The sequence below is a fragment of the Ignisphaera sp. genome, assembly GCA_038735125.1.
GTDB lineage: Archaea > Thermoproteota > Thermoprotei_A > Sulfolobales > Ignisphaeraceae > Ignisphaera.
Genome location: JAVYNU010000002.1, coordinates 1 through 20495 on the forward strand (window position 1 = coordinate 1; position 20495 = coordinate 20495).

A 20495-nucleotide genomic window follows, 5' to 3' on the forward strand; every position below is an offset into this window, starting at 1 on the left:
TACCCACAATACCCCTCAACAGTCTCGTTCTCATCTTCATCCCATTCACCTGTCCCAAGAAATTTGGCACTCCTCAAGAATATTCAAGATTAGTGCATAGAGGCGACCACACGCCTAGGAGGGTAGGCAGATCAAGCAATCGAATGTGGAGGCGCCAGCACGTTAATGTGTAGTCCCCTGGCTTGTTCAAGGTGTTTGCTACTGCTACTACTGCGGGTTTCTATAAATAGCCTCTTTTGGGTCTCTTCTTCCCGGCGGTTTCTGTTTCTTTGTCTACTGCCACATATTTTCTGGTGGGAGTGAAAATGGGTTTAGCCAAAGAGCTTGCTGTTATTAGGGATGCTAGTGGTGTGGTTGATGTAGATGTTGAGTGTGCTGGTAATAGGGTAGTTGTTAGGGTTACTTTCTTGGGCTCTGTCTCGGTGGGTGAGATTGGTAGGGCTGTTGGTGCTTTGGCAAGGGTTTTCAAGGGCTATAGACTGTCTGGTGTCAACATATCCTCTCCCAGCTTCATCGACGTTTTTATAGAGTTTGTTAGGGGTGGTGATAGGGATGGATAGCTTTGACAGCGTTCCCAACCAGGTTGGCGGTAGTGGTCTGCTAGGCTTAGACTCTAGGCTACAAGTTTTGAGGGAGCTCGACTCTGTCATAGACTTTGCTAGGGGGTTTCTACAGCTAAGAATTGTTCTATGCCTCGGTATAAAGGGTTCCATGACCAGCAGGGACATAGCGTCTGTTCTTGGCGAGAGGCAGAAGTCTGTTCTTGACGCTATTAGAAAGCTTGTTTCGAAGGGGCTAATTGTCAAGGAGTCTGATGGTGGGCTGGACCTATACAAGCTTTCTGACACTGGATTGGATTTCTATAGAAGGCTCCAAAATGTTGTTGGCGATGGCTGGAGACATAGGATTTCTAGAGAGGAGAGAAGGGAGATGATACTAGACATAGCATCTGCAATGACCAAATACACGCATTTGATGGATGCTCTAATAGCTGTTGCAACCAGCAAAAATGGTGAGCTACCTCTTGCTGATATAGCAGATGCTATGAAGCTTAGCATAGACAGGGCCAAGACATACATAGAGATGTTTAGCGACAAGAGAAATGGTGTAAGAATATTTAAGAGAGTTGAGAGAAACTCTAAGATGTTGGAAAAGCTAGCCAAGATACTCAAGCCCCTTGGTATAAACATAAAAACATCTGTTGTAGTGTACAAGATTACGGAGGAGGGGCTAACAATATTCTATAAACAGCCATACTACCTCAAATACAAGAAGAGCTTGGCCAGCAGAATAGTTACAAAAATTTTCGGATCGGCGCACCCAAGGATAGTGCTGAAGAGGATGTCGATAGCAATGCTCGCAGCAACCCTGGCAATCGCCATAATAGCACTGGCTATCAGAACATCATTATCACTTGCTTTATTTGGTAGCGTGGCATTTGCAACAACATTGATGTACATAGGCTATAAAGCTATCTAGCAGGGGGACAAACCAATGGCTGAGAACAGGGAGAAGAGAGCTGGTGAATGGCCGTGCAACTGCATTTTCTGTAGGGTATTTGTCCACCCATTTATGAGACGCAGGAAAACGGTTGAAAGCGTTGAAGAGGCTGTGGCTGTGGAGAGTTTAGTTGAGCAGCCTCCAACACCTCAAGAGGCTCAGAAGCCCCAAATAGATTTCAATGGGATTAAAGAGGCTGTTGCAGAGCATGTGACCCTAATTGTTGATTCTAAACTGAAGGAGTTTTCCTCTAGAATAGATGCTGTCGAGGAGGAGGTTAAAAAGGTTAGAGAGGACATGGTTAAGAGCATCGATGAAGTGAAGAGTGCTCTAGTGGATATAAGAGCTGCTGTCACTGAGATTGCAAATCCATTCAATGTTCTTAGAACATATGCTCAACAAAGTTCTCGAGGAGCTGCCCCAAAGCCAAACCAGATCATAGAGAATTTTGAGAAGATGTTGGCAGGTATGTTGAAAAACGCTCCCCAGGAGTCTAGCGAGAGTGGGGAAAACCAGGGAGCAGCATCAGTTGAGGACATAGAGGCTATGTCAAAACAGGTTGTGTTAAAGGGGTACAAAAAACTTGGTTTATCAGGTCTGATAAAGCTTGTTAAATGGGTTGACGACATGTTGAATAGAGTTCCAAAAGAGGTTATAGAGGAGATAGCAAGGTTTATGAGAGCTGTGAACGCTGTTGATGAAGAGGATGAGAGGATCATTCTTAGCGTGATAGAGTTTGTGTACAAGGCTAGAAAGATTGGTTTGAAGATCAACGAGCAGATATTGCATATGTACAACTTGGCAAAGGTCTTTGGGATAGAGGATAGGGAGGCAAGTGAAGAGGTGTTAAAACTGACTATGAATAGCGAGGTTGGGTAGAGAAGATGGTTTCTGAAAGCATAAACACAGCAATAATTGTGACAGCAGGGGTTATACTAGCCGCCATGGTGTCAGCAGCCCTCCTATCACAGTTTGGTGTAATGGACTCTGCAATGAGGTTAACTGTTAAGAATGCTCAAGACAGGTTGCAGACAGAAATAACAATAGTACTGGCATCCATAAACACCTCTACAACTAGGTACTTCGTCATATATGCAAAGAACGTGGGAGCAAGATCAATATCGTTGCAAGAGCTGATGCAAACAGATGTATATTTGAAAGACTCCTACAAAACAGTTTTGCTAACATACAATAGTGGTGGGGGGCCCGGAAAATGGAATTTCACAGAAACTGTTCCTGATGGGGTTTGGGGTGTAGGGGAAACAATAGTTATTAAAGCTTTTAACACAACATCATTCTCCATCCCAACAACAATAATAATCGCCCTTCCAAATGGTGTTTCTGCAGAATATCAATACACTGGGTGAACCACATGGGCAGGGGGATATCATCGCCAATATCAGCAGCGATAATAGGGTTCACAATAGTTGCTCTAGCCATATACACAACATATGTTACTGTCAATGCTATACTCCAGGTATATACAACACCTAGAGGCAACCAACATACGGAATGCGGATATATAAGGCTGGTGAATTCAACCCTATATCCCAATAATACGATTGAAATTGTTATTGAGAATGATGGTCCCAGCACAGTGGCTAGTCTAGATGATCTAGGCATGGCCCTAGTTCTATATGCGAATAGTAGCCAGTATACATACTCGCTTAGATACTGCGGCTCTCCAGCCCCTGGCTGCTGGGTTGCTGAGAGCATTGCTGTCGGCTCAAAAACATTTGAGGCCTATAGTAAAAGACCTTTTAGACCTGGCGAAACGCTCTATGCAAAGGCTTTTCCACCAATACAGCTGACCTCTGCAGACTACAGCTATCTAGCTGTTTTTACAGGGTGTTCAAGGGCGGAGAGGGTTATTATTCCATTAAGTAGTGGGTGATGGTGCTTGGCTAGAAGAGATGTTGTTACAACCGGTAGTGAGGAGCTGGACTCCAGGCTTGGAGGTGGAATACCGGTGCCATCTCTTCTGCTGGTTGAAGGGGATCATGGCACGGGTAAAAGTGTCGTTGTTCAGCAGATAGCATACGGGGCTTTGAAGAGCGGTTTAAGGGTTTACTACATAACAACCGAGTCTACAGTTAGAGAGCTTCTGCTTCAGGCAAAGAGGGTGAGCTTTGATATGACAAACTACTTTCTGAAGGGGTTTCTAAAGATATTTCCTGTGCATATGGAGGGGGCTAGATGGGCTAAAAACATTGCAAAGCTTCTTCTTCAGATAGTGGGGAACTTCATGGTCAAGACTATGAGCGATTGGGATCTGTTTATAGTAGACTCCTTCTCTGTTCTAGCAGTATATGCAAGTACAAGTACAGTTCTAGACTTTTTGACTATAGCAAAAAATGTTGTTTCACAAGATAAGCTGGTTATACTATCTGTTCACCCTGGTGTTCTAAGCGAGGAAATTATGATTAGGGCTAGAAGTGTTTGTGATGGGTATATAAGGCTGAGAGCGATGGAGATAGGGGGTATGATGATAAAAGCTATGGAGGTGGTAAAGCTTAGGGGGGCTCTAGGACCTGTAGACTCGCTGATAGCATTTGATGTTGATCCAGCCTTCGGAATAAAGGTTCTCCCACTATCACTTGCAAAGGCGTAGAGACATGGCGTTGCAAACAGTTCTAGACCCTAAGCTAGCGAAGCATGCTAGAGAACACCCATATCTGCTAAACTACTTGAATAGTGTGGTAAAAGAGGTTGGGATGCCAATTCTCTACGAGGCTCACGAGCTAAGCTATGATATGAAGAAGCTTAGAAACGTCAACATTATATATTACATAGGCGACGGGATATACATACATGTTTACATGCCCCCCAAGGGGACGGTCAGCGGCTATAGAAAATATGTTGCTATAGAGCCTCCCAGACCCCATCCCAACCTCTTCAGAATTATCGAGCTAAAGCTTGCCGAGACAATCACCGAACAAGATGTGTCAGAGGATCCAAACGAGAAAAGAAATATCCTTCTAAGAAAACTGGAAAAAATTGTAAAGGTTGTTGATGACCCTGTTAACTATGAGAGGATAAAGCCTGATTCTAGAACAGTACCTGTTTACAGAGGGGATCTAGAGTACCTGAAATACTATGTGGTAAGAGATAAGATTGGGCTTGGAACCCTAGAACCATTTACCAAGGATCCCTGGCTTGAAGACATAACTTGTAGGGGGCTGGGCTACGTATATGTCTTCCACAAGATATTCGGGCCACTGGAAACAAATATTGAGTTCAAGACTGAGGAAGAGCTGGACACATTCATAATAAAACTTGCTGAGAGGATCGGGAAGCCAATATCCCATGCAAGACCTATAGTAGATGCAACACTGCCAGACGGCTCAAGGATAAACATTGTCTATGGACATGATGTCAGTCTCCACGGCTCCAACTTCACAATAAGAAAGTTTAGTAAGATACCAGTCAGCATAACACAGTTGATAGCCTGGAACACCATGGACGCAAGGGTAGCGGCGTATCTATGGATCTTGCTAAACAGCAATATGAGTGGGTTCATATGTGGTGAGACAGCGAGTGGAAAAACAACAACGTTAAATGCTATAGCAGTATTCATACCACCAACATATAAAGTGATATCTATTGAAGATACCGCAGAGGTTCAGCTACCCCACCTAAACTGGGTCAGAGAGCTAACGAGAGACACTGGAGTGAAGGAGTCATCGATAACAATGTTCGACTTGCTAAGAGCAGCATTGAGACAGAGACCAAACTACATAATCGTTGGCGAGATTAGGGGCGCTGAAGCTGCAATAGCTTTTCAGGCTATGCAGACTGGCCACCCCGTTCTCTCCACATTTCACGCTGCTAGTGTTGAGAGGGTTGTTCAGAGACTCACTGGAGACCCTATAAACATTCCAAAGAGCTTTATGGACAACCTAAACTTTGTTCTTATCCAGAGCGCTGTCTGGAGAGAGGGTATAATGGTTAGAAGGGTTCTTAGTGTGAATGAAATCATAGGCTACGACCCAAAAGCAGATGCTATAGTCTATGTACCGGTCTTTGTCTGGGATCCAGTCAGAGACGTATTTGCATTTAGGGGTAGGGGAGCTAGCTATCTGCTCGAGAACAAAATCGCTGCCATGAGAGGCATTTCAAGAACCCAGATGAGAAAAATCTATGATGAGATTGAACAGAGGGCATACTTCCTAAGACTTCTTGTCGAGAAGAAGATTTTCAACTATTTTGATGTGTGGAACGCTATTATAAAGACCTATGAGATTGGACTGGACACAGCCATTAAAAGACTTGAGAGAGGTAGTTTGGTATAGCACGCCGTAGAAACATTTTAAAGAGTCCATATCTGTGGAGCTCGATAGCCATAGCAATAATAGCCATTTTTCTACCGCCACCACTAAACTTTGTTCTATTGGCTTTCTCCCCCCTGCCACTCGTAATCGGATTTGTGATAGATTTTCTCAGGAGGAGAGGCATAACAGCTGTTATAGATGAGGATATGCTTTATCTAGCAACACATATGTACGCTGTTTCAACTGGAAAACCTCCACATGAAAGGATATTCAGTCTTGGGAGTGTGTCTGGCAAGGGATATGGTAAATACACACAGGTTTTGAATAGAATTGCAAGTCTTGGCAGGAGGTGGGGCTATGGGTTTGTCATAGCAACGAAGCTACAGGCCAAAGAGGTTGAGAATGTTCTTTTCGCAGATTTTCTCAATAGATTAGCTGAGGCTATAAATGTTGGCGAGGATCTGGAGACTTTTCTCCACATAGAGCACAACACTATGCTTGTTAGCTATGAGGCTGACTATGCAAGGGTTTTAGAGGCTCTAAAGCTTCTTCTAGGAATATACACAGCATCTATAAGCTCAGCCATATTCATAGTGATTAACATGGTCTTGCTATCCTTCTTCTTCGGAGGAATAAACATGGTGATAACATCTTTTATAGGAACCATGGTGGCATTAGCCGCTTTAGTGGTTCTGATAAGAAGGTCTCTCCCTAGACAAGCGATAGTTCACGATCTAAAGATTAACATGCCTGAGATAAGGTTGTACATATACTCCTTGGCAACATCAATAGCCGCTGCAAGTCTGGTAGGGTTCTACACTCTTGTTAGATTTGGGCAACCAGCATATTTTCTTGTGGCATACGGGCTATTCCTACTTATACCAGGTTTGATTGGGAGGAGGATAGAGAACAAGGTTAAAAATATTGAGAGCTTCTTCACAGTATTCATAAGAAGTTTGGGGCTTACATACAGCACCCTGAGGAACTATGCCCAAAGCGTTAGAAGCATTCTAGCCTCTGATCTAGGTCTTTTGACAAGGCATCTAAGAAAATTGTATGCTAGGCTTAGAAATGGCATAGACACTAGGGTGGCTTTTCTATACTTCGTTGGTGAAACAGGTAGCGAGACTGTTAGAAGAGGTATAGACATATTCTACGATGCTATAGAGGCTGGTGGAGACCCTGTAAAGGTTGGCGAGGCCCTTAGCACAACAATTCAGAGGATACTGAATCTGAGGAAGCAGAGAGAGCAGGTTGCAAGAGCATTCCAGGGGGTTGTATACATACTGACAATACTTATAGTAGCTCTAGCAGAGTTTGTCTTCACGCTAACTCTAATACTACAACAAGTATTTGCTGTAGCTGGAGGAAGTGTTCAGATAATTCCATTTACATACATAGAGCCTGCAATAATCACAGCAATTAAAATAGGGCTTGTATTCACAATAACAATACTCAACGCATTTGCCCTACAGTTTGCCAGAGGGGGATACACAGGAGCAGCATGGCTCCACGCATCAATTCTGCTCATACTAAGTGGGGCGACAATGGTTATATCATCTATGTTTTCGCAAATGCTATACCAAATGATACAGCTGCCACAAATAACACCATAAAACTTCCTCATGGCGATAAATCATCTAAGCACTTCCTAAACTCTCTACAAAGACTATTGTCATAGACGCAAACAGCTTTCACAATACAGTTTACAGTCTCAGCACTCGACAAAACCTTTACAGCCTCTAGAATATGGCACAAATCCTTGCACACAGCACTCGAGCCTCTGGAACTGAAAATGTATAGTCTAAGAAAGTTTCCGTAGCCAGGGACAACCCTGTTTATGGCAGCAAAAAACTCTTCGCAGATATGCTCAGACATGGTACACACAGTATAGTGTGTTGCAAGAGCATTACTTTAAATTGGCTTCTGAGGGCTACTCCAAATCTACAAAAAAGAGTTGACTGCTAACCCCCTATCAACTTTCTCTTGATTAAATCAACAAGCTCTTCAAGACAGCTATCAAGCTCTTCTTGCTTTATGATGTGGGGCTCCTCACCCCTCCTCCATACATACATCTTATATCTATATTCACCATCAATCTGCTCCACATCATGTCTAATAACAACATCTGAAAGCATAGAGTTTATATCGTATATCTCTTTATTTGCTATAGACCCTATTCTAATAATGAGCTTACCCATATTCCTCAAGTAGTTGAGCTCGTTATACAAACTTCTGATATACTCTTCTCTATTTCTTGTAGCAAATATTTCAATGCCGTGAAAAGCAACTATGTCTGCATCGTTCGGTATCATCAGTAGCTCTCTAATTGCAAGCTCATCAGTACTGTAGGTAAACGGATTTATGCTTCTTATTTTGATGTAGTCCTGGATAATCTTATCAACAACCTCTCTACTTATACCAGTCTGCGAAAAGCTCTTGCGTATTAGATCTTTTATCACATCTGGTGGATAGAGGTATGAGAGAATATGAATCTTTAGATCATTTAGAACCGCTATACCTATGAACATCGGTATGTATATTAGGGGTCTTGCATCTGGTGGGTAGGAGATATATACTGTCATACCTTTGTGCAGGTGCTTTATAATGTTCCTCAGCTTAGTGCAAAAAACATCAACCTCCGGACCCTCTCTAGCTACTTCCTCGAGTATTGGAGGTGCATAGAGCTCGATGCCCCTACCCTCGACTATTGAGAACGGTATTTCTGCTACAGATATTGGAGAGCTACGAGACTTCCTAATTTCGAGTTTTCTAACAAGCAGATTGCTCTTTATTCCATGCTTTAAAATCAGTACCGCATCAGCTACAAACTCTATAGAGCCAAGATCAATAGATTTACTGCCAAACGGGAGCTCAGCCACAAGAATGCAGACGCCATTTATAGTTTTGGGTAGGTTGTAGAAGTAGTTTTGCAGCCACGCTCTCTTAGCATGGTCGCCTTCAACAGCATTTAGAAGAGGGTTGACAGAGTCTATGACAACAACTCTGAAGTCTTGTGATGCAACAAGAGAGCTTATCTCATTGATTATCTCCTCAACTGCTGAGGATATGGGGAAGCTAAGGTGTTTTACAAGCCCTTTGGATTCAAGGGCGTAGAAATCCATTCCAAGTCTCTTCATATTTCTATACAGCTTCTGCTTATCCTCTTGCTGGGATACAAACAAACATTTCTTGCTATTCAATGCGTTTGCATAGCATATTGTTGAGGCAAATGTTGTTTTTCCAGATCCTGGGTGGCCAGCTATAACAATGGTAGATGGAGGCTCTAGTACAGGTTTGAGAAGTTTGTCAAGTGTGCTGATGCCAAAGGTGAAATCATTGTCTGTCACAATCAAACCCTCTAGAATTGTTTAACATGTTTGAGGTCTTCATACACCCCTTTACAACTAACTATTTAAAAGCATATATAATATGTGTAGCCAATAAAGAAATTGACTGTTGTTTAGCTAGACAGCTTCCTTCTTCCAGTGGCAAGAAGCAGAAGCGCTATTGCAATGCTCAAGGCCAACACTATTCCTATTCTCACAGCGTTTTCCTTGCTTAGCAGCCATGGGTTTTGTTGAGATTGTTGCGAGATCTGGTTTTGGACTGTGTTCGTCTGCTGTATTTGTCTAACAACCACATTTATTTCACTGCTTTCAGCCGAAGCCGTTGTGTTTGTCTCTGAGGCTAGGGCTTTGAATGTGTATGTCCCTGGCTTTGAGAAAAATTGCAGAGGTGGTATAACTGCTCTCCCCCTCTCATCTGTTTTTGCAGAGGTGTAGACAGCCCATGTGGTGGATCCAGGCTCTCTATACATGATTGTAATTGGTATTGGCGTTGGAGGGTTAACTGTTACTAGCATTGTTGGATAGGGGTCTCCAACATAGAGGGTTGTGCTATTCGTCGATAATTTGATGATAGGCACAATCTTTGAAATGCTAACGGCAATAACATTGCTTATAGCCTCTTTATAGAGCTCTGTAGGAATGGATCTTGCCCTAACATAGGCTGTGCCCAAAGCTCTGTCTGGCTTCCATGTATAGTAAAAACAGCCATTTTCATTGCTTTCAACAGATGAGATGTTGTTCCATTCGAAACCATTTAAACTATACTCTAAAACAATTCCAAGTCTTGCCTTGGGATCAATGCACCCGTTAATCAGTATGCTTTGCCCATATACTATATTTGTTGCGTTTGCCTGTATCGATATTCTAGGCTTCAACGGTATGACAATTCTTGTTGCAACTACAAAACTTCTTGACATGCCATACGACGTTATATAACTCACGTTAACATATACTGTGTGTATGCCTGGGTCGAGATATGCTGGAAAAGAGAATGTTACACTACTGTTTCCAGGTATGGAGTCGCTGTACTGTGTTTTAAGGATAGAGGAATTGGAGAACACAGTTGCATACACCTTGTAAATAGGTTGAATATCAAAGTTGTTTATAGTGACCTGCACAATAACACCACTATCAATATTTATACTATTCACAAATGCTATGACTGGGGATGGAGGAACAAATAACATTACTGGAATGTTTTGAGAAAACGACACTTGTCTTCTAGACCCATTATCAAACTCTATATATCCTTGCATAACGAGTTGAAGAGCAGAAGGAATTGTGGCACCAGGTTTCAAGGATATGTCAATAACAATTGGTATGTTTAGAGATATAGAGGCTTTTTCCCCAGCCCTACTTAGCATACCAACATAATCTGACGTTGACATCTTGCCCAATATAATGCTGATAACAGTTATTGACAGAAATTCTCCCAAACCCTTCTCAACAACAGTAACAGAGGCATTTATAGTTGCTATAGAGCCCACCTCTAAAATTGCTGGAACATCTAAATCGACTTTAACAATCCAGTTAAACCAGTTTGAAACAACATAGCTATATCTATTCACATTGCCTAACCCTTGGAGATTTGCATTAACGAAGCTTTGTGTTGTAAAGACCAATAAAACTAGTAAACATATCGAAAACGTCGCATTCTTCATATGTGTTCTCATTTCCTCTTCGCCAATGAAAGTATTGATAATGCGAGAGAGAATGTCGCCACAATTAACGATATATACAATAGCGTATTTAAAATGTTTTGCTTCTGATGCAGCAAGTCAAGGTCTTTTTGCATTGTTTGAACATCTTTGCTGATTCTGCTTAGGTTGCTCTCGATCTGCATTGTTAACTGGGATAAAATATTCTTTGTTCTGTTAATCTCTATCATCATGGAGTTAACATTGTTTAACACCCCACCTATTGTCCTGTTAACAATGTCTATCTCCTCTTCCTTATGCGCAGATGCCATAGGAATATTGACAGATAACACCAATTCTTTGCAATTCCAATTGCTTGTATCTATCGATATCATAGTGTTATTCAGTTTTATTGTAACCCACTTTTCGTTGCATGGAATATTGAAAACAGCTGTGCCACTATCGTTTGTATAGCCAAATGCCGAATATCCACTTTCTGTGTAGAGCTCTAGGAAACTATTTTTCGCAGGTATGCCCCCAATAAACAGTTTTATGTATATAGGTGCCAAAAACATTTTTTCAAGAACTATAAGAACTCTTTTATAACCGTTGATAATATTGCATGGTATGGCGGTTTCAGGGTAGTAGAAGGTGTCTAGATAGATTTGAGTGGGTTTGCTCCCCCAGTTAAGATATTGCAAAAAGATTGGCTTTCCACACAAGTATGCTTCAAGTGATGTATTTGTCATTGCCATTGGAACATTGGGAGAGAAGGTAATTGTGTCTAAAACTGGCTGTATTCCTAGAAAGCCTCTGAGCACAACCCTATAGAAGTCTATGCATGGCATTCCACGGTATAGCACATACATGTAGTAGATAGGCATCATTCTTAGAACGAGATCCAGATGACCATACCTTGAAAAAGCCTCTAGTGCATCTACAATAAATCTCCTCTCTATGGGCATTGACGATATGTTGGTTGACGAGATAAAGCTGGCCAGGTATTCCATGTGCTTATCAGAGTTTGGAACACTATAGATAGCTATTGAAGCCTCTTCAATAACGTTGTCAAGGGAGATAGTCCTGTAGTCGGCTGAGGGGGCATAGGCATAGCCTAGAAAAAGACTTTTCAGCTTATCTACAACAGCATTTCTTATAGCCTCTACACGAGTGGCTGTGTAACCATCTCCAACGTATTGAGCGGCCATGTAAACCATTTCGGCTGCACTATATATCTTCGCCAAATCAGAACTTCTATTCGATGCATCTACAAGTCTTGTTAAAGAGTCTATAAGCTCCTCTATAAGCTCTTTAGGCATTGTTCTTAGGCTCTCTGGATAGTAATAGATATAGCTGGCTAAGGCAATATAGAAGCTGTGGTTGGAATAGAATTTCTTTGCAAACCACGAAGCATCGGTTCTTATGTTAGACAATTTCGATAGATATACATAGGATGAGGCCTCCTCCGGCAACACATTAATCAAATTGTCTTCTATACCACCATGTGTCATCATGTTTACTGTGTTGTAGATGGATAAAACGTAGAGATTCTTCAACTCAAGGTTGCTCATTTGCGGAACCGGAAAATGCGATACAACATCCGAGAAAGCGTTTTTCGTATAGTCAAGATATTTCACAACATTGTTAGCCACTTCATCAAGGATGTTGCCGAAACCTATTAGAGTGTTTACGCACTGTCCTGATGGGATAGTCGCAGAGATGATTATAGACCTGTTCACTGTTCCAATACCCGCTTTCTCCGCTAGTGTATAAACCTCAAATATAATTCCATTAACATCTGCAACAATTTTTCTATTGCTTGTGTAGAGAACCGAGTAATTTTCATAAAGCTTTAAATCTATTGTTATTGTGTTGAAAAGGTTTGGCGATGTAGAACAAATTGAGATATAAAAAGATGATGTGTTATAGAGTGGAGCCGTGTACAGCCTTATCTCCGAGTTATTAATGGTATACACAGTCTTTGTATAGAACCCTCCAATTTCAATGCTAAAAAATTTGGGGTTCAACTCGCTAAGGCTAGCATTATTAAATACAATGTCAATTCCTAAGTAAGTTGAGGTATCGTTGACCTTATAGACAACAAAATTGGGTATACCACCAACCAGATACACAGACGATTCAACGCCTCTAGCTATTGACGATACCAAATCCCTTAGAACAGATCTTAAAAGAGGTTTTCCAGATCCATAGAATAACGCTGTTGTCGTTTCCGAGGAACTGGTTTGGCTTTTAGCAGGTACAGTAATCAACATATCTATAGCAATCAGCAACATCATAACAAATGCTATAGAGCTTCTCATAACATACACTACAAACTAATTGACACACAGCTAAAAAAGCTTAACCAAGGATAGCGACCGAAGAGCTCATCACATATTGAAACATTGTGTTCAAACAAATTCGATTTCTTATTCAATGCTTGCGACAAACAAATTAAAACTTGTCATCAAGAAGGATCTATATCCTGATTTACTTTATAGCAGAGATTTCAAGAACACTTTGGACGCGAATACATGGTTGCTAACTATTATGAAAATATTTAATTTATTTTGCAAGATATTTCTACTGTCTCTGGATTGAAATATAATGCCGAAGTATAGACTGGCAATAACATCTATTGCTATAGCTATTGCTGTAGCTGTGATTCTCTACATTTTTGTGGGTCCAGCAACCCTAGTTGCAGATGTGTTGCAAAACACAGTTGCTCTTGTGGTAATAACGGTCTTTTCTCTGATAATACTGTTGATTGGAACTACAGTGGTTTTAACAACAGAAAGTGAGTTCATTGCCGCCGTAGCTGCTATAGCAATGTTCCTATCAAGTATTGTTCTTGCAACAGCGCTTCCCATGCTAATAAATAGAGCGTCCAACTATTTCAACGATCTCTTGTCGAACATTACAAAGAGGGTTGTTGGCCCATAACCAAGCAATAAATAGTTCGGTCAAGAATTTAGATGGCTGTGACATTTCATCGACATTCAAGCATCATAATATATTTGTCATAGTGGCAAAAAATAAAATTATCTATGAGAATATGTAAATATGTGATTGGCTATGGTTTTGGCAAAGCCAAAATCATCTTTATTCAAGGACGTGTTTGTTGAGAGAGATGGGATGGTCTACTACAAGACATATCTAGCTGGTGAATGGATTGATAGTGGGGATTACCTAGAGGTAAAAACGCCTATAGATCTAACAGTCATAGCCAAGGTGTCTAAGCTCAGCTGGGAACACATCGACAGAGCTCTGTCTACTGTTTACAGCTCTGGGAGATGGTCTGTTAGGGATTTGCCTGGCTGGAAACGTTTAGACATTTTGAAAAGGGCTGCTAAAAAACTTGAGGAGCTGAAAGAAGATTTTGCAGAGGTTCTTGTTCTGAATGCTGGCAAGACACGCTCCCAAGCTCTTGGCGAGGTAAATGCCAGTATCGATAGGCTTATGTCTGCTGATCTAGATGCGAGAAAGGTCTTCGGAGAGTATATGCCTGGTGACTGGGATCAGACAACTATAGAGACTGAGGCTATTGTTAGAAGAGAGCCTGTTGGCGTTGTTCTAGCAATTATACCATTTAACTATCCGCTGTTTGACACAGTATCGAAGATTGCATATAGCTTTGTAGCTGGTAATGCTATTGTTGTTAAACCTCCTTCAGCTGATCCACTACCTGTAATACTGCTTGCGAAGATTCTTGAAGAAAGTGGTTTTCCAAAGGATGCGCTAGCTGTTTTGACTGTGCCTGGGGAGGAGAGCGATAGGATAGTGTCAGACAATAGGATTAACGCAATTAGCTTTACTGGCAGTAGTGAAACGGGTAGAAAGGTTATTGAAAAGGCTGGCATAAAGCAGTTTGTTATGGAGCTTGGTGGCGGCGATTCAGCAATTGTTTTGGCGGATGCAGATCTTAAACTAGCTGCAGAGAGGATAGCAGCTGGGATATACAGCTATGCTGGGCAGAGATGCGATGCTATAAAGCTTATTCTTGTTGAAGAGCCTGTATACGAGAATTTGAAGAAAATGCTTGTGGAGGAGCTGTCAAAGGTTAGAGTAGGTGATCCGAGAGAGCAGACCACAGTAATGGGGCCGTTAATAGACTCTAAAGCTGTAGACAATATGATGAATGCCATTGAAGATGCTGTGAAGTTGGGTGGAATAATACTCTATGGAGGCAAGAGGCTTGGCCCAACATATGTAGAGCCAACGCTGATAGAGTTCAAAGATAAGAATGCTCTAAAGAACAGTATCCTCTATAGAAAGGAGGTATTCGCTCCAGTAGCCATAATGACAAGTTTTAGAGAGCTTGACGAAGCCATAGAGCTGGCAAATGGTAGGAGATATGGTTTAGATGCAGCAATATTTGGAGAGAATATGACTAAGATCAGGAGGCTCATAAGATATTTGGATGTGGGAGCCATATACATAAATGATATGCCTAGGCATGGAGTTGGCTACTACCCATTTGGTGGCAGGAAGGACTCTGGGATTGGTAGAGAGGGTATAGGCTACTCCATAGAGTATGTAACAGCATATAAGACTATTGTCTACAACTATAGGGGTAGAGGAGTCTGGAGATACACGCTATAAAATAAACTAGCTAGCTAATTTTTATCCCCAAAACCTTTCTTACTTCATCAACTATTATTATGACTATTGGCGCTAGGAATAGAATGGGCCATACCTTAATATCTATTGGTACTATATGGAAATATTTGTTCAAGGGTGTGTATATTGCTAACAGCTGAAGAGCTAGCGACGATAGGAGAGCTGGTGCAAGCCACTTGTTTCTCGGTAGCTTCCAAAAGTTCTGCTGCTCGCTTCTAGATGACAAAGCTCTTCCAAACTCAGATAAAACAATTGCTGTAAAGGCAGCTGTTCTTGCAAACTCTAGTGAGACCCCCCTAAACATGCTGAATATCCATAGCGTTGTTACCCCTATCAGCGAGCCCATAGCGATGTAGTAACCAAGTTTTCTTCTCGTCACAAACCTTTCTCCTGCTGGTCTAGGAGGCCTATCCATAATGCCTGGCTCTGGAGGCTCAACACCTAAGGCGGCAGCTGGCAAAGCATCTGTGACAACATTTATCCATAGAAGGTGCACGGGCTCTAGCGGTGATGGCATTAGAAGGAGTTGTGATCCGAAGATTGTTGCCACTTCGCCCATATTAGCCGTCAAAAGATAGTTTATAGGCTTCTTCAAATTCTCGTATATGATTCTACCCTCTTTAACAGCCTCCACAATAGTAGCATAATTGTCGTCTAGAAGTATTAGCTGTGAAGCCTCTTTCGCAACATCTGTTCCCCTAACACCCATGGCAATCCCAATGTGGGCTTCTTTCAAAGCCTGTGCATCATTTACACCATCCCCAGTCATAGCAACTCTATAGCCCTTTCTCTTAAGTACCCTCACAATCCTAGCCTTGTGCTCTGGGGTCACACGAGCAAATACAACTACCTTGTCAATTATTTTAGCCAGCTCATCGTCGCCCATTCTATCCAGTTCTCTCCCCTCAAGAACAAGCCCATTATCGACATCAAGCCCGATCATCCTTGCTATGGCCATGGCAGTTAATTTGTGGTCTCCTGTTACAATAATAGTTTTTATCCCAGCCTTCTTAGCAATTTTAATAGCTTCTGCAACCCCCTCTCTAGGGGGGTCGATAATGCCTAGAACAGCATAGAAAACCAAATCCTTTTCAACATCTTCTACAGGTACATCATCAGAGAAATTGTCTAGAGTCTTAAATGCTATGCCATAGGTTCTATATCCCTGGGATGCAAGCTCCTCGATATACCTAGCAACAGTTTTTCTGATTTGCTCATCAATGGGTTTGATATCGCCGTTAGAGTATATCATCTTCGATATCTCTAGGAGTCCTTCTGGAGCACCTGAAACAATGGCTATGTATTTATCCCCAAATCTGTGGATAGTTGATTTCCTCTTTCTGAATCTGTCAAACGGATATACCTTCACAAGTTGTAGCTCTGAAACAGCTTTCTCAACACCTTCTCTGCCAAGACCCTTATAGGCTAAAACCAGAGCAGCGCCCTCGGTCGGGGAACCCACAACCCTCCAGATACCCTTATCATTAACAAGTTTGACATCGCTGTATGTATGTGCAGCGATAAACCTTAGGAGATCTGTTACATTGCTATTGTTGCTGCATCTGATCATTCCCTCTGGGCTGTATCCAGACCCATCAACATTGCACACATCGTCATAGGTTCTCACAATCTTTACAGTCATCTCGCCCTTGGTGATAGTACCGGTCTTGTCTGTGCAAATGACATCAACCGACCCAAGGGTTTCAACAGCTGCAAGCCTCCTTACCAAAGCGTTTTTCTTAGCCATTCTATGAGCACCTATTGCTAGAACAGCTGTTGCTATTGCTGGAAGACCCTCTGGTATAGCGGCTACGGCAAGCGCAACAGATATCATAAATGATTCTAGAATCCCTGCCCAGCCCTCAATAAGAGAAGTTGCAAAAACAACTGCGGCAATGCCTATTATCACAACACCTATCTTCTTGCCAAAATCGTCTAACTCCATTTCAAGTATGGTCTTCTCTTCTTTAGCTTCTGCAACAGCCTTTGCAATCCTGCCAAGCTCTGTGGAGATCCCAGTTGCAACCACAACCCCCTTGGCAAATCCCTTAACGATGTATGTCCCCATAAAAACCATGTTAGACCTTTCACTAACAATTGTCGAGGGGTCTAGCACAACGCTAGCATCTTTTTCAATAGGTGTTGACTCGCCTGTCAATGGAGACTCGTCAACCTCTAGATCAACAGCTTCAATGAGTCTTATATCAGCTGGTACCCTATCACCCTCTCTGAGAATTACTATGTCCCCAGGCACAAGCTCTGTAGATGGTATCTCAACTTCTTTGCCATCTCTGATAACCCTGCAACGCGGTGTGGCAAGCCTCTTTAGAGACTGTATGATCTTCTCAGATCTATACTCTTGGATAAAGCCGAATAGAGCCATCATAACAACTATTATGGCTATGGTAACAGCGTCGAAGAGCTCGCCAAGAAAGGCTGAAATAGCTGTTGCAATGAGTAGGATTATAATGAGTATGTTATTGAACTGACCAATAAACATTTCAATAGGTGTTTTGGTCTTTGCCTTTATCTCATTTCTTCCAAACAATCTAAGTCTTCTAGCTGCTTCTGCCTCAGTAAGCCCGCTGGTAATGCTTGTGCCAAGTTTCTTAACAGCATCTTCTATTGTTAGTGAATGCCATGGTAGACTATCTGCGTTCATTGCAACCCAGCTGTAGTTAGTTGAATAGGGAAAAAAAGTTTTTGAATGCAAGTTGTGGAAGTCCATTTTAGCATGTCCACTAGTTGAAAAAGTTTTCTTCTGCTTGATTTGGTAGCAATTTTAAATATATAGAGAATGCAACAAAATCTTTGGTGCAAACATGAGTAAAAGAAACATTATTTTGAATGAAAACCTCGCAGAAAAGCTTTCAATAGCTTCGAAGAGGCTTGGCATAGACGTAGACACACTTGTTAACAGAGTTTTGGATGAGTGGGTTAAGAATAATAAGAAGCTTGTGGTATCATTTGACGATGTATTGAATGAATATGAAGCCAGTTTAAGTGGATACTCTGACAAAACTAAGAAGACAAAGATTAGGGTTGTAAAAGGATTTGTAGAGTGGTGTGAGGCTAATGGCTTTGAGCCGAGCGAGGAGGTTTTGGAAAAGTATGTTAGCGACATCTCATCCAAGTACTCCCAGTCGTATGTTCAACATGCTAGGTCGGCAATCAAAGACTTTGTTAATTGGTATAAAGAGAGATTTTAGAGTTGTTCATAAAACATCTTAACAACTTTTGCAACGTCCTCTAAGCTTTTTGTAACAAATCTTATCCTGAGGCCTAGTCTAGGCGTTATAGAATTTCCGAGGAATCTTCTATCAGCTAGAATAACTAGTGCATAGTCTTTATCGGATCTTACTGCTCTTCCAACAGCCTGGAGAATTCTAATTGTGGCTTGCTCCCTAAAATAGTCTATGGATTCTCCACCGCTCTTCTCAATCTCATTTGCAATAGCGTTTGTATAGTCGTCTGGCTGTGGATAAGGTATGCCAACAACAATCACTGTTTTTATCAGGCTTTCACCATTGGCCACAATTTCAATACCTTCAGAGAGTCTGCCTCCAGCAACAGCGTTTAGAACAACCTTGTCAAAGCTCTTCACATTTTCGACAATCTCTGAAAGTGGCTCCGAACCTTCGGAGATCATATTATCGACGTTGGTAACATATCTTAGAATAGACTTCATGACCTCATAGCTTGGGTAAACAGCCATTATAACCCCCTTTCCAGAGAACCTGTAAACAGTTTCTACGATGTTTGCATATGTTCTATAAACATTCTCGCCTCTAAGCCTATAGCTCGTAGTTGCGCCAGTGAATATAACTGCTGTTGTATTCTCCTTGAGAAAGTTTCTAGAGCCAAAATCCTCAACATCAACCCTAATAACGTTTTTAGAGACTCTAACAACATTTCTCAGAAACTCGTTTGATGGTGGTGTAGCGCTCATCAACACAATGCCTGCAAACCTCTCAAAGATGTTCCTGAGAAATTCGTAGGATGTGGGCATAGCAGACAACAAAATATCTCCACCCAAGCCCCTAGCCAAAAACAGCTCATAATCCTCTTGTACAGCAACATCTGCAAAGTTGGCGACCTTAGATAGAGATGCCACTAGCTTTTCAACTTTCTCCACATCGGTATCAGAGCCTCTAAGCAATCTAGTCATTGAGTTGAAGACTGTTGCCTCAAGTTTATCAACTAGAGTCTTGTCCAATCCAATAATGCTTTTGTCTATATGTTTGTAGCCCCTTGCACCACTTTCTACTGCTAGGGAGCTGAGTTTCTTAAGAAACTCAATTGTATCACTATCTACAGAAAGGCTCTCAGCCTCTTTAACAGCATCTCTAACACTATTGATGGATATGCTCTCCCCTGCAATACCACCAATATTCAAAAGATTGTGCGCCTCATCAATAACAAGAACAGCTCTCGAAACATCTTTGTCGCTAAATATAGCGTTCCATATCCTCTCCTTGAATATGTATGGATATGTAGCTACAAAGAGCTGTACATAGTCGAATAGGCTTATAGAGGAGAAGTATGGGCAGATGCCAAGATTATCGGCAAGACTCTTTGCGATGCATACATGATCTCTACAGCTAGAAATGGCAGAAGCTACAATGGGTTGCGGTAAAGTGTTGGTTCTTGAACGGTATGGGCATTTTCCTTGGATGCTGAGAGCATTGCATATAAACCAGAAGCCCTCAACAGAAATGCTACTGTTTCTGACAATTGGACACATCCTCCTAGCGCTATATAGAACAGCGAATCTGAGCCCAAGCAAGCTGACCTCTCTAATAACGGGGTCGATTTCATTTCTAGTTCTCACAACATATAGAATCTTATCGAAAACATCCTTGTCTAGCAGTATCTTGAGCGAGTATAGGATAGATATAGTCTTGCCAAAACCTGTGGGAGCAGAGAAAACTAGTACATCCCCCACACCAAATCTGCTAGAAACAAACCTCACAAACTCAGCTTGGCCAGGCCTAGGCCTCTGATATGGAAAATCTCCAAGCTCTATACAAAACACCGCATCAAAATATGAACACAGAAAACACAATTAAAAGCAGCCACTCCAATAACTGGACACAACATCTCGATTTTTATTCCCA

17 protein-coding genes are annotated in these 20495 nt (G+C 41.8%); 11 read left to right on the forward strand and 6 right to left on the reverse strand.

Features of this window, described 5'->3' with window-relative positions; genetic code table 11:
* The first annotated feature begins 305 nt into the window (after positions 1-305).
* The 8 genes from QW284_03270 (at position 306) to QW284_03305 (ending at position 7387) form a co-directional block, all read left to right on the forward strand.
* Positions 306-560, forward strand: a complete 255-nt coding sequence (locus QW284_03270; GenBank protein ID MEM0338686.1) for a hypothetical protein — start codon at positions 306-308, stop codon at positions 558-560.
* Positions 553-1479: a hypothetical protein gene (locus QW284_03275; protein ID MEM0338687.1), complete on the forward strand. Its 927-nt coding sequence runs from the start codon at positions 553-555 to the stop codon at positions 1477-1479. The genes QW284_03270 and QW284_03275 overlap by 8 nt, the downstream gene beginning before the upstream one ends.
* Positions 1480-1494: 15 nt before the next feature.
* On the forward strand, positions 1495-2379 hold the full coding sequence (locus QW284_03280; GenBank protein ID MEM0338688.1) for a hypothetical protein: 885 nt from the start codon (positions 1495-1497) through the stop codon (positions 2377-2379).
* 5 nt (positions 2380-2384) lie between these two features.
* Entirely contained in the window at positions 2385-2867 is a 483-nt protein-coding gene (locus QW284_03285) for a hypothetical protein (protein MEM0338689.1), read from the forward strand.
* 5 nt (positions 2868-2872) lie between these two features.
* Complete coding sequence (locus QW284_03290; protein MEM0338690.1) at positions 2873-3394, forward strand: hypothetical protein; 522 nt, start codon at positions 2873-2875, stop codon at positions 3392-3394.
* Positions 3395-3400: 6 nt separating this feature from the next.
* Positions 3401-4111 carry an ATPase domain-containing protein gene (locus QW284_03295; protein MEM0338691.1) on the forward strand — a complete coding sequence of 237 codons (711 nt, stop codon included), beginning with the start codon at positions 3401-3403 and terminating at the stop codon, positions 4109-4111.
* 4 nt (positions 4112-4115) lie between these two features.
* Positions 4116-5792, forward strand: coding sequence for a type II/IV secretion system ATPase subunit (locus QW284_03300; GenBank protein ID MEM0338692.1), 1677 nt, complete (start codon positions 4116-4118; stop codon positions 5790-5792).
* A 98-nt stretch (positions 5793-5890) separates the two neighbouring features.
* On the forward strand, positions 5891-7387 hold the full coding sequence (locus QW284_03305) for a type II secretion system F family protein (GenBank protein MEM0338693.1): 1497 nt from the start codon (positions 5891-5893) through the stop codon (positions 7385-7387).
* A gap of 7 nt (positions 7388-7394) precedes the next feature.
* Here the strand turns inward: QW284_03305 and QW284_03310 are convergent, their stop codons facing one another.
* The 4 genes from QW284_03310 to QW284_03325 form a co-directional block, all read right to left on the reverse strand.
* Entirely contained in the window at positions 7395-7649 is a 255-nt protein-coding gene (locus QW284_03310; protein MEM0338694.1) for a hypothetical protein, read from the reverse strand.
* An 86-nt stretch (positions 7650-7735) separates the two neighbouring features.
* Complete coding sequence (locus tag QW284_03315) at positions 7736-9121, reverse strand: ATPase domain-containing protein (protein MEM0338695.1); 1386 nt, start codon at positions 9119-9121, stop codon at positions 7736-7738.
* A gap of 113 nt (positions 9122-9234) precedes the next feature.
* Positions 9235-10794 (reverse strand): hypothetical protein, encoded by a 1560-nt coding sequence (locus tag QW284_03320; GenBank protein ID MEM0338696.1) that lies wholly within the window; start codon positions 10792-10794, stop codon positions 9235-9237.
* A complete protein-coding gene (locus QW284_03325; GenBank protein ID MEM0338697.1) occupies positions 10791-13079 on the reverse strand; it encodes a hypothetical protein in 2289 nt (762 codons plus the stop codon). The genes QW284_03320 and QW284_03325 overlap by 4 nt, the downstream gene beginning before the upstream one ends.
* Positions 13080-13365: 286 nt before the next feature.
* Between QW284_03325 and QW284_03330 the strand changes: the two genes are divergently transcribed.
* Both QW284_03330 and gapN read left to right on the forward strand, forming a co-directional pair.
* Positions 13366-13701 carry a hypothetical protein gene (locus tag QW284_03330; GenBank protein MEM0338698.1) on the forward strand — a complete coding sequence of 112 codons (336 nt, stop codon included), beginning with the start codon at positions 13366-13368 and terminating at the stop codon, positions 13699-13701.
* A gap of 132 nt (positions 13702-13833) precedes the next feature.
* The gene (gapN, locus tag QW284_03335) at positions 13834-15360 is read left to right on the forward strand and encodes an NADP-dependent glyceraldehyde-3-phosphate dehydrogenase (protein ID MEM0338699.1); all 1527 of its coding nucleotides are present in this window, start codon (positions 13834-13836) and stop codon (positions 15358-15360) included.
* Between the two features lie 10 nt (positions 15361-15370).
* Here the strand turns inward: gapN and QW284_03340 are convergent, their stop codons facing one another.
* Positions 15371-18040 (reverse strand): cation-translocating P-type ATPase, encoded by a 2670-nt coding sequence (locus QW284_03340; protein MEM0338700.1) that lies wholly within the window; start codon positions 18038-18040, stop codon positions 15371-15373.
* Positions 18041-18200: 160 nt separating this feature from the next.
* Here QW284_03340 and QW284_03345 point away from each other — a divergent pair, with 160 nt between their 5' ends.
* Positions 18201-18587 carry a phage integrase N-terminal SAM-like domain-containing protein gene (locus QW284_03345; GenBank protein MEM0338701.1) on the forward strand — a complete coding sequence of 129 codons (387 nt, stop codon included), beginning with the start codon at positions 18201-18203 and terminating at the stop codon, positions 18585-18587.
* On the opposite strand, the gene QW284_03350 is transcribed toward QW284_03345, so the two are convergent.
* Positions 18584-20443, reverse strand: coding sequence for an ATP-dependent DNA helicase (locus QW284_03350; GenBank protein MEM0338702.1), 1860 nt, complete (start codon positions 20441-20443; stop codon positions 18584-18586). The two genes, QW284_03345 and QW284_03350, sit on opposite strands and share 4 nt — an antisense overlap.
* Positions 20444-20495 lie beyond the last annotated feature (52 nt).

Excerpts from the sequence above, each read along its gene's own strand:
- QW284_03275 (MEM0338687.1), top strand. The coding sequence starts at position 553 with ATGGATAGCTTTGACAGCGTTCCCAACCAGGTTGGCGGTAGTGGTCTG.
- QW284_03285 (MEM0338689.1), top strand. The coding sequence starts at position 2,385 with ATGGTTTCTGAAAGCATAAACACAGCAATAATTGTGACAGCAGGGGTT.
- QW284_03330 (MEM0338698.1), top strand. The coding sequence starts at position 13,366 with ATGCCGAAGTATAGACTGGCAATAACATCTATTGCTATAGCTATTGCT.
- QW284_03320 (MEM0338696.1), bottom strand. The coding sequence starts at position 10,794 with ATGAGAACACATATGAAGAATGCGACGTTTTCGATATGTTTACTAGTT.
- QW284_03340 (MEM0338700.1), bottom strand. The coding sequence starts at position 18,040 with ATGAACGCAGATAGTCTACCATGGCATTCACTAACAATAGAAGATGCT.
- QW284_03290 (MEM0338690.1), top strand. The coding sequence starts at position 2,873 with ATGGGCAGGGGGATATCATCGCCAATATCAGCAGCGATAATAGGGTTC.
- QW284_03300 (MEM0338692.1), top strand. The coding sequence starts at position 4,116 with ATGGCGTTGCAAACAGTTCTAGACCCTAAGCTAGCGAAGCATGCTAGA.
- gapN (MEM0338699.1), top strand. The coding sequence starts at position 13,834 with ATGGTTTTGGCAAAGCCAAAATCATCTTTATTCAAGGACGTGTTTGTT.
- QW284_03345 (MEM0338701.1), top strand. The coding sequence starts at position 18,201 with ATGAGTAAAAGAAACATTATTTTGAATGAAAACCTCGCAGAAAAGCTT.
- QW284_03325 (MEM0338697.1), bottom strand. The coding sequence starts at position 13,079 with ATGAGAAGCTCTATAGCATTTGTTATGATGTTGCTGATTGCTATAGAT.
- QW284_03270 (MEM0338686.1), top strand. The coding sequence starts at position 306 with ATGGGTTTAGCCAAAGAGCTTGCTGTTATTAGGGATGCTAGTGGTGTG.
- QW284_03280 (MEM0338688.1), top strand. The coding sequence starts at position 1,495 with ATGGCTGAGAACAGGGAGAAGAGAGCTGGTGAATGGCCGTGCAACTGC.
- QW284_03310 (MEM0338694.1), bottom strand. The coding sequence starts at position 7,649 with ATGTCTGAGCATATCTGCGAAGAGTTTTTTGCTGCCATAAACAGGGTT.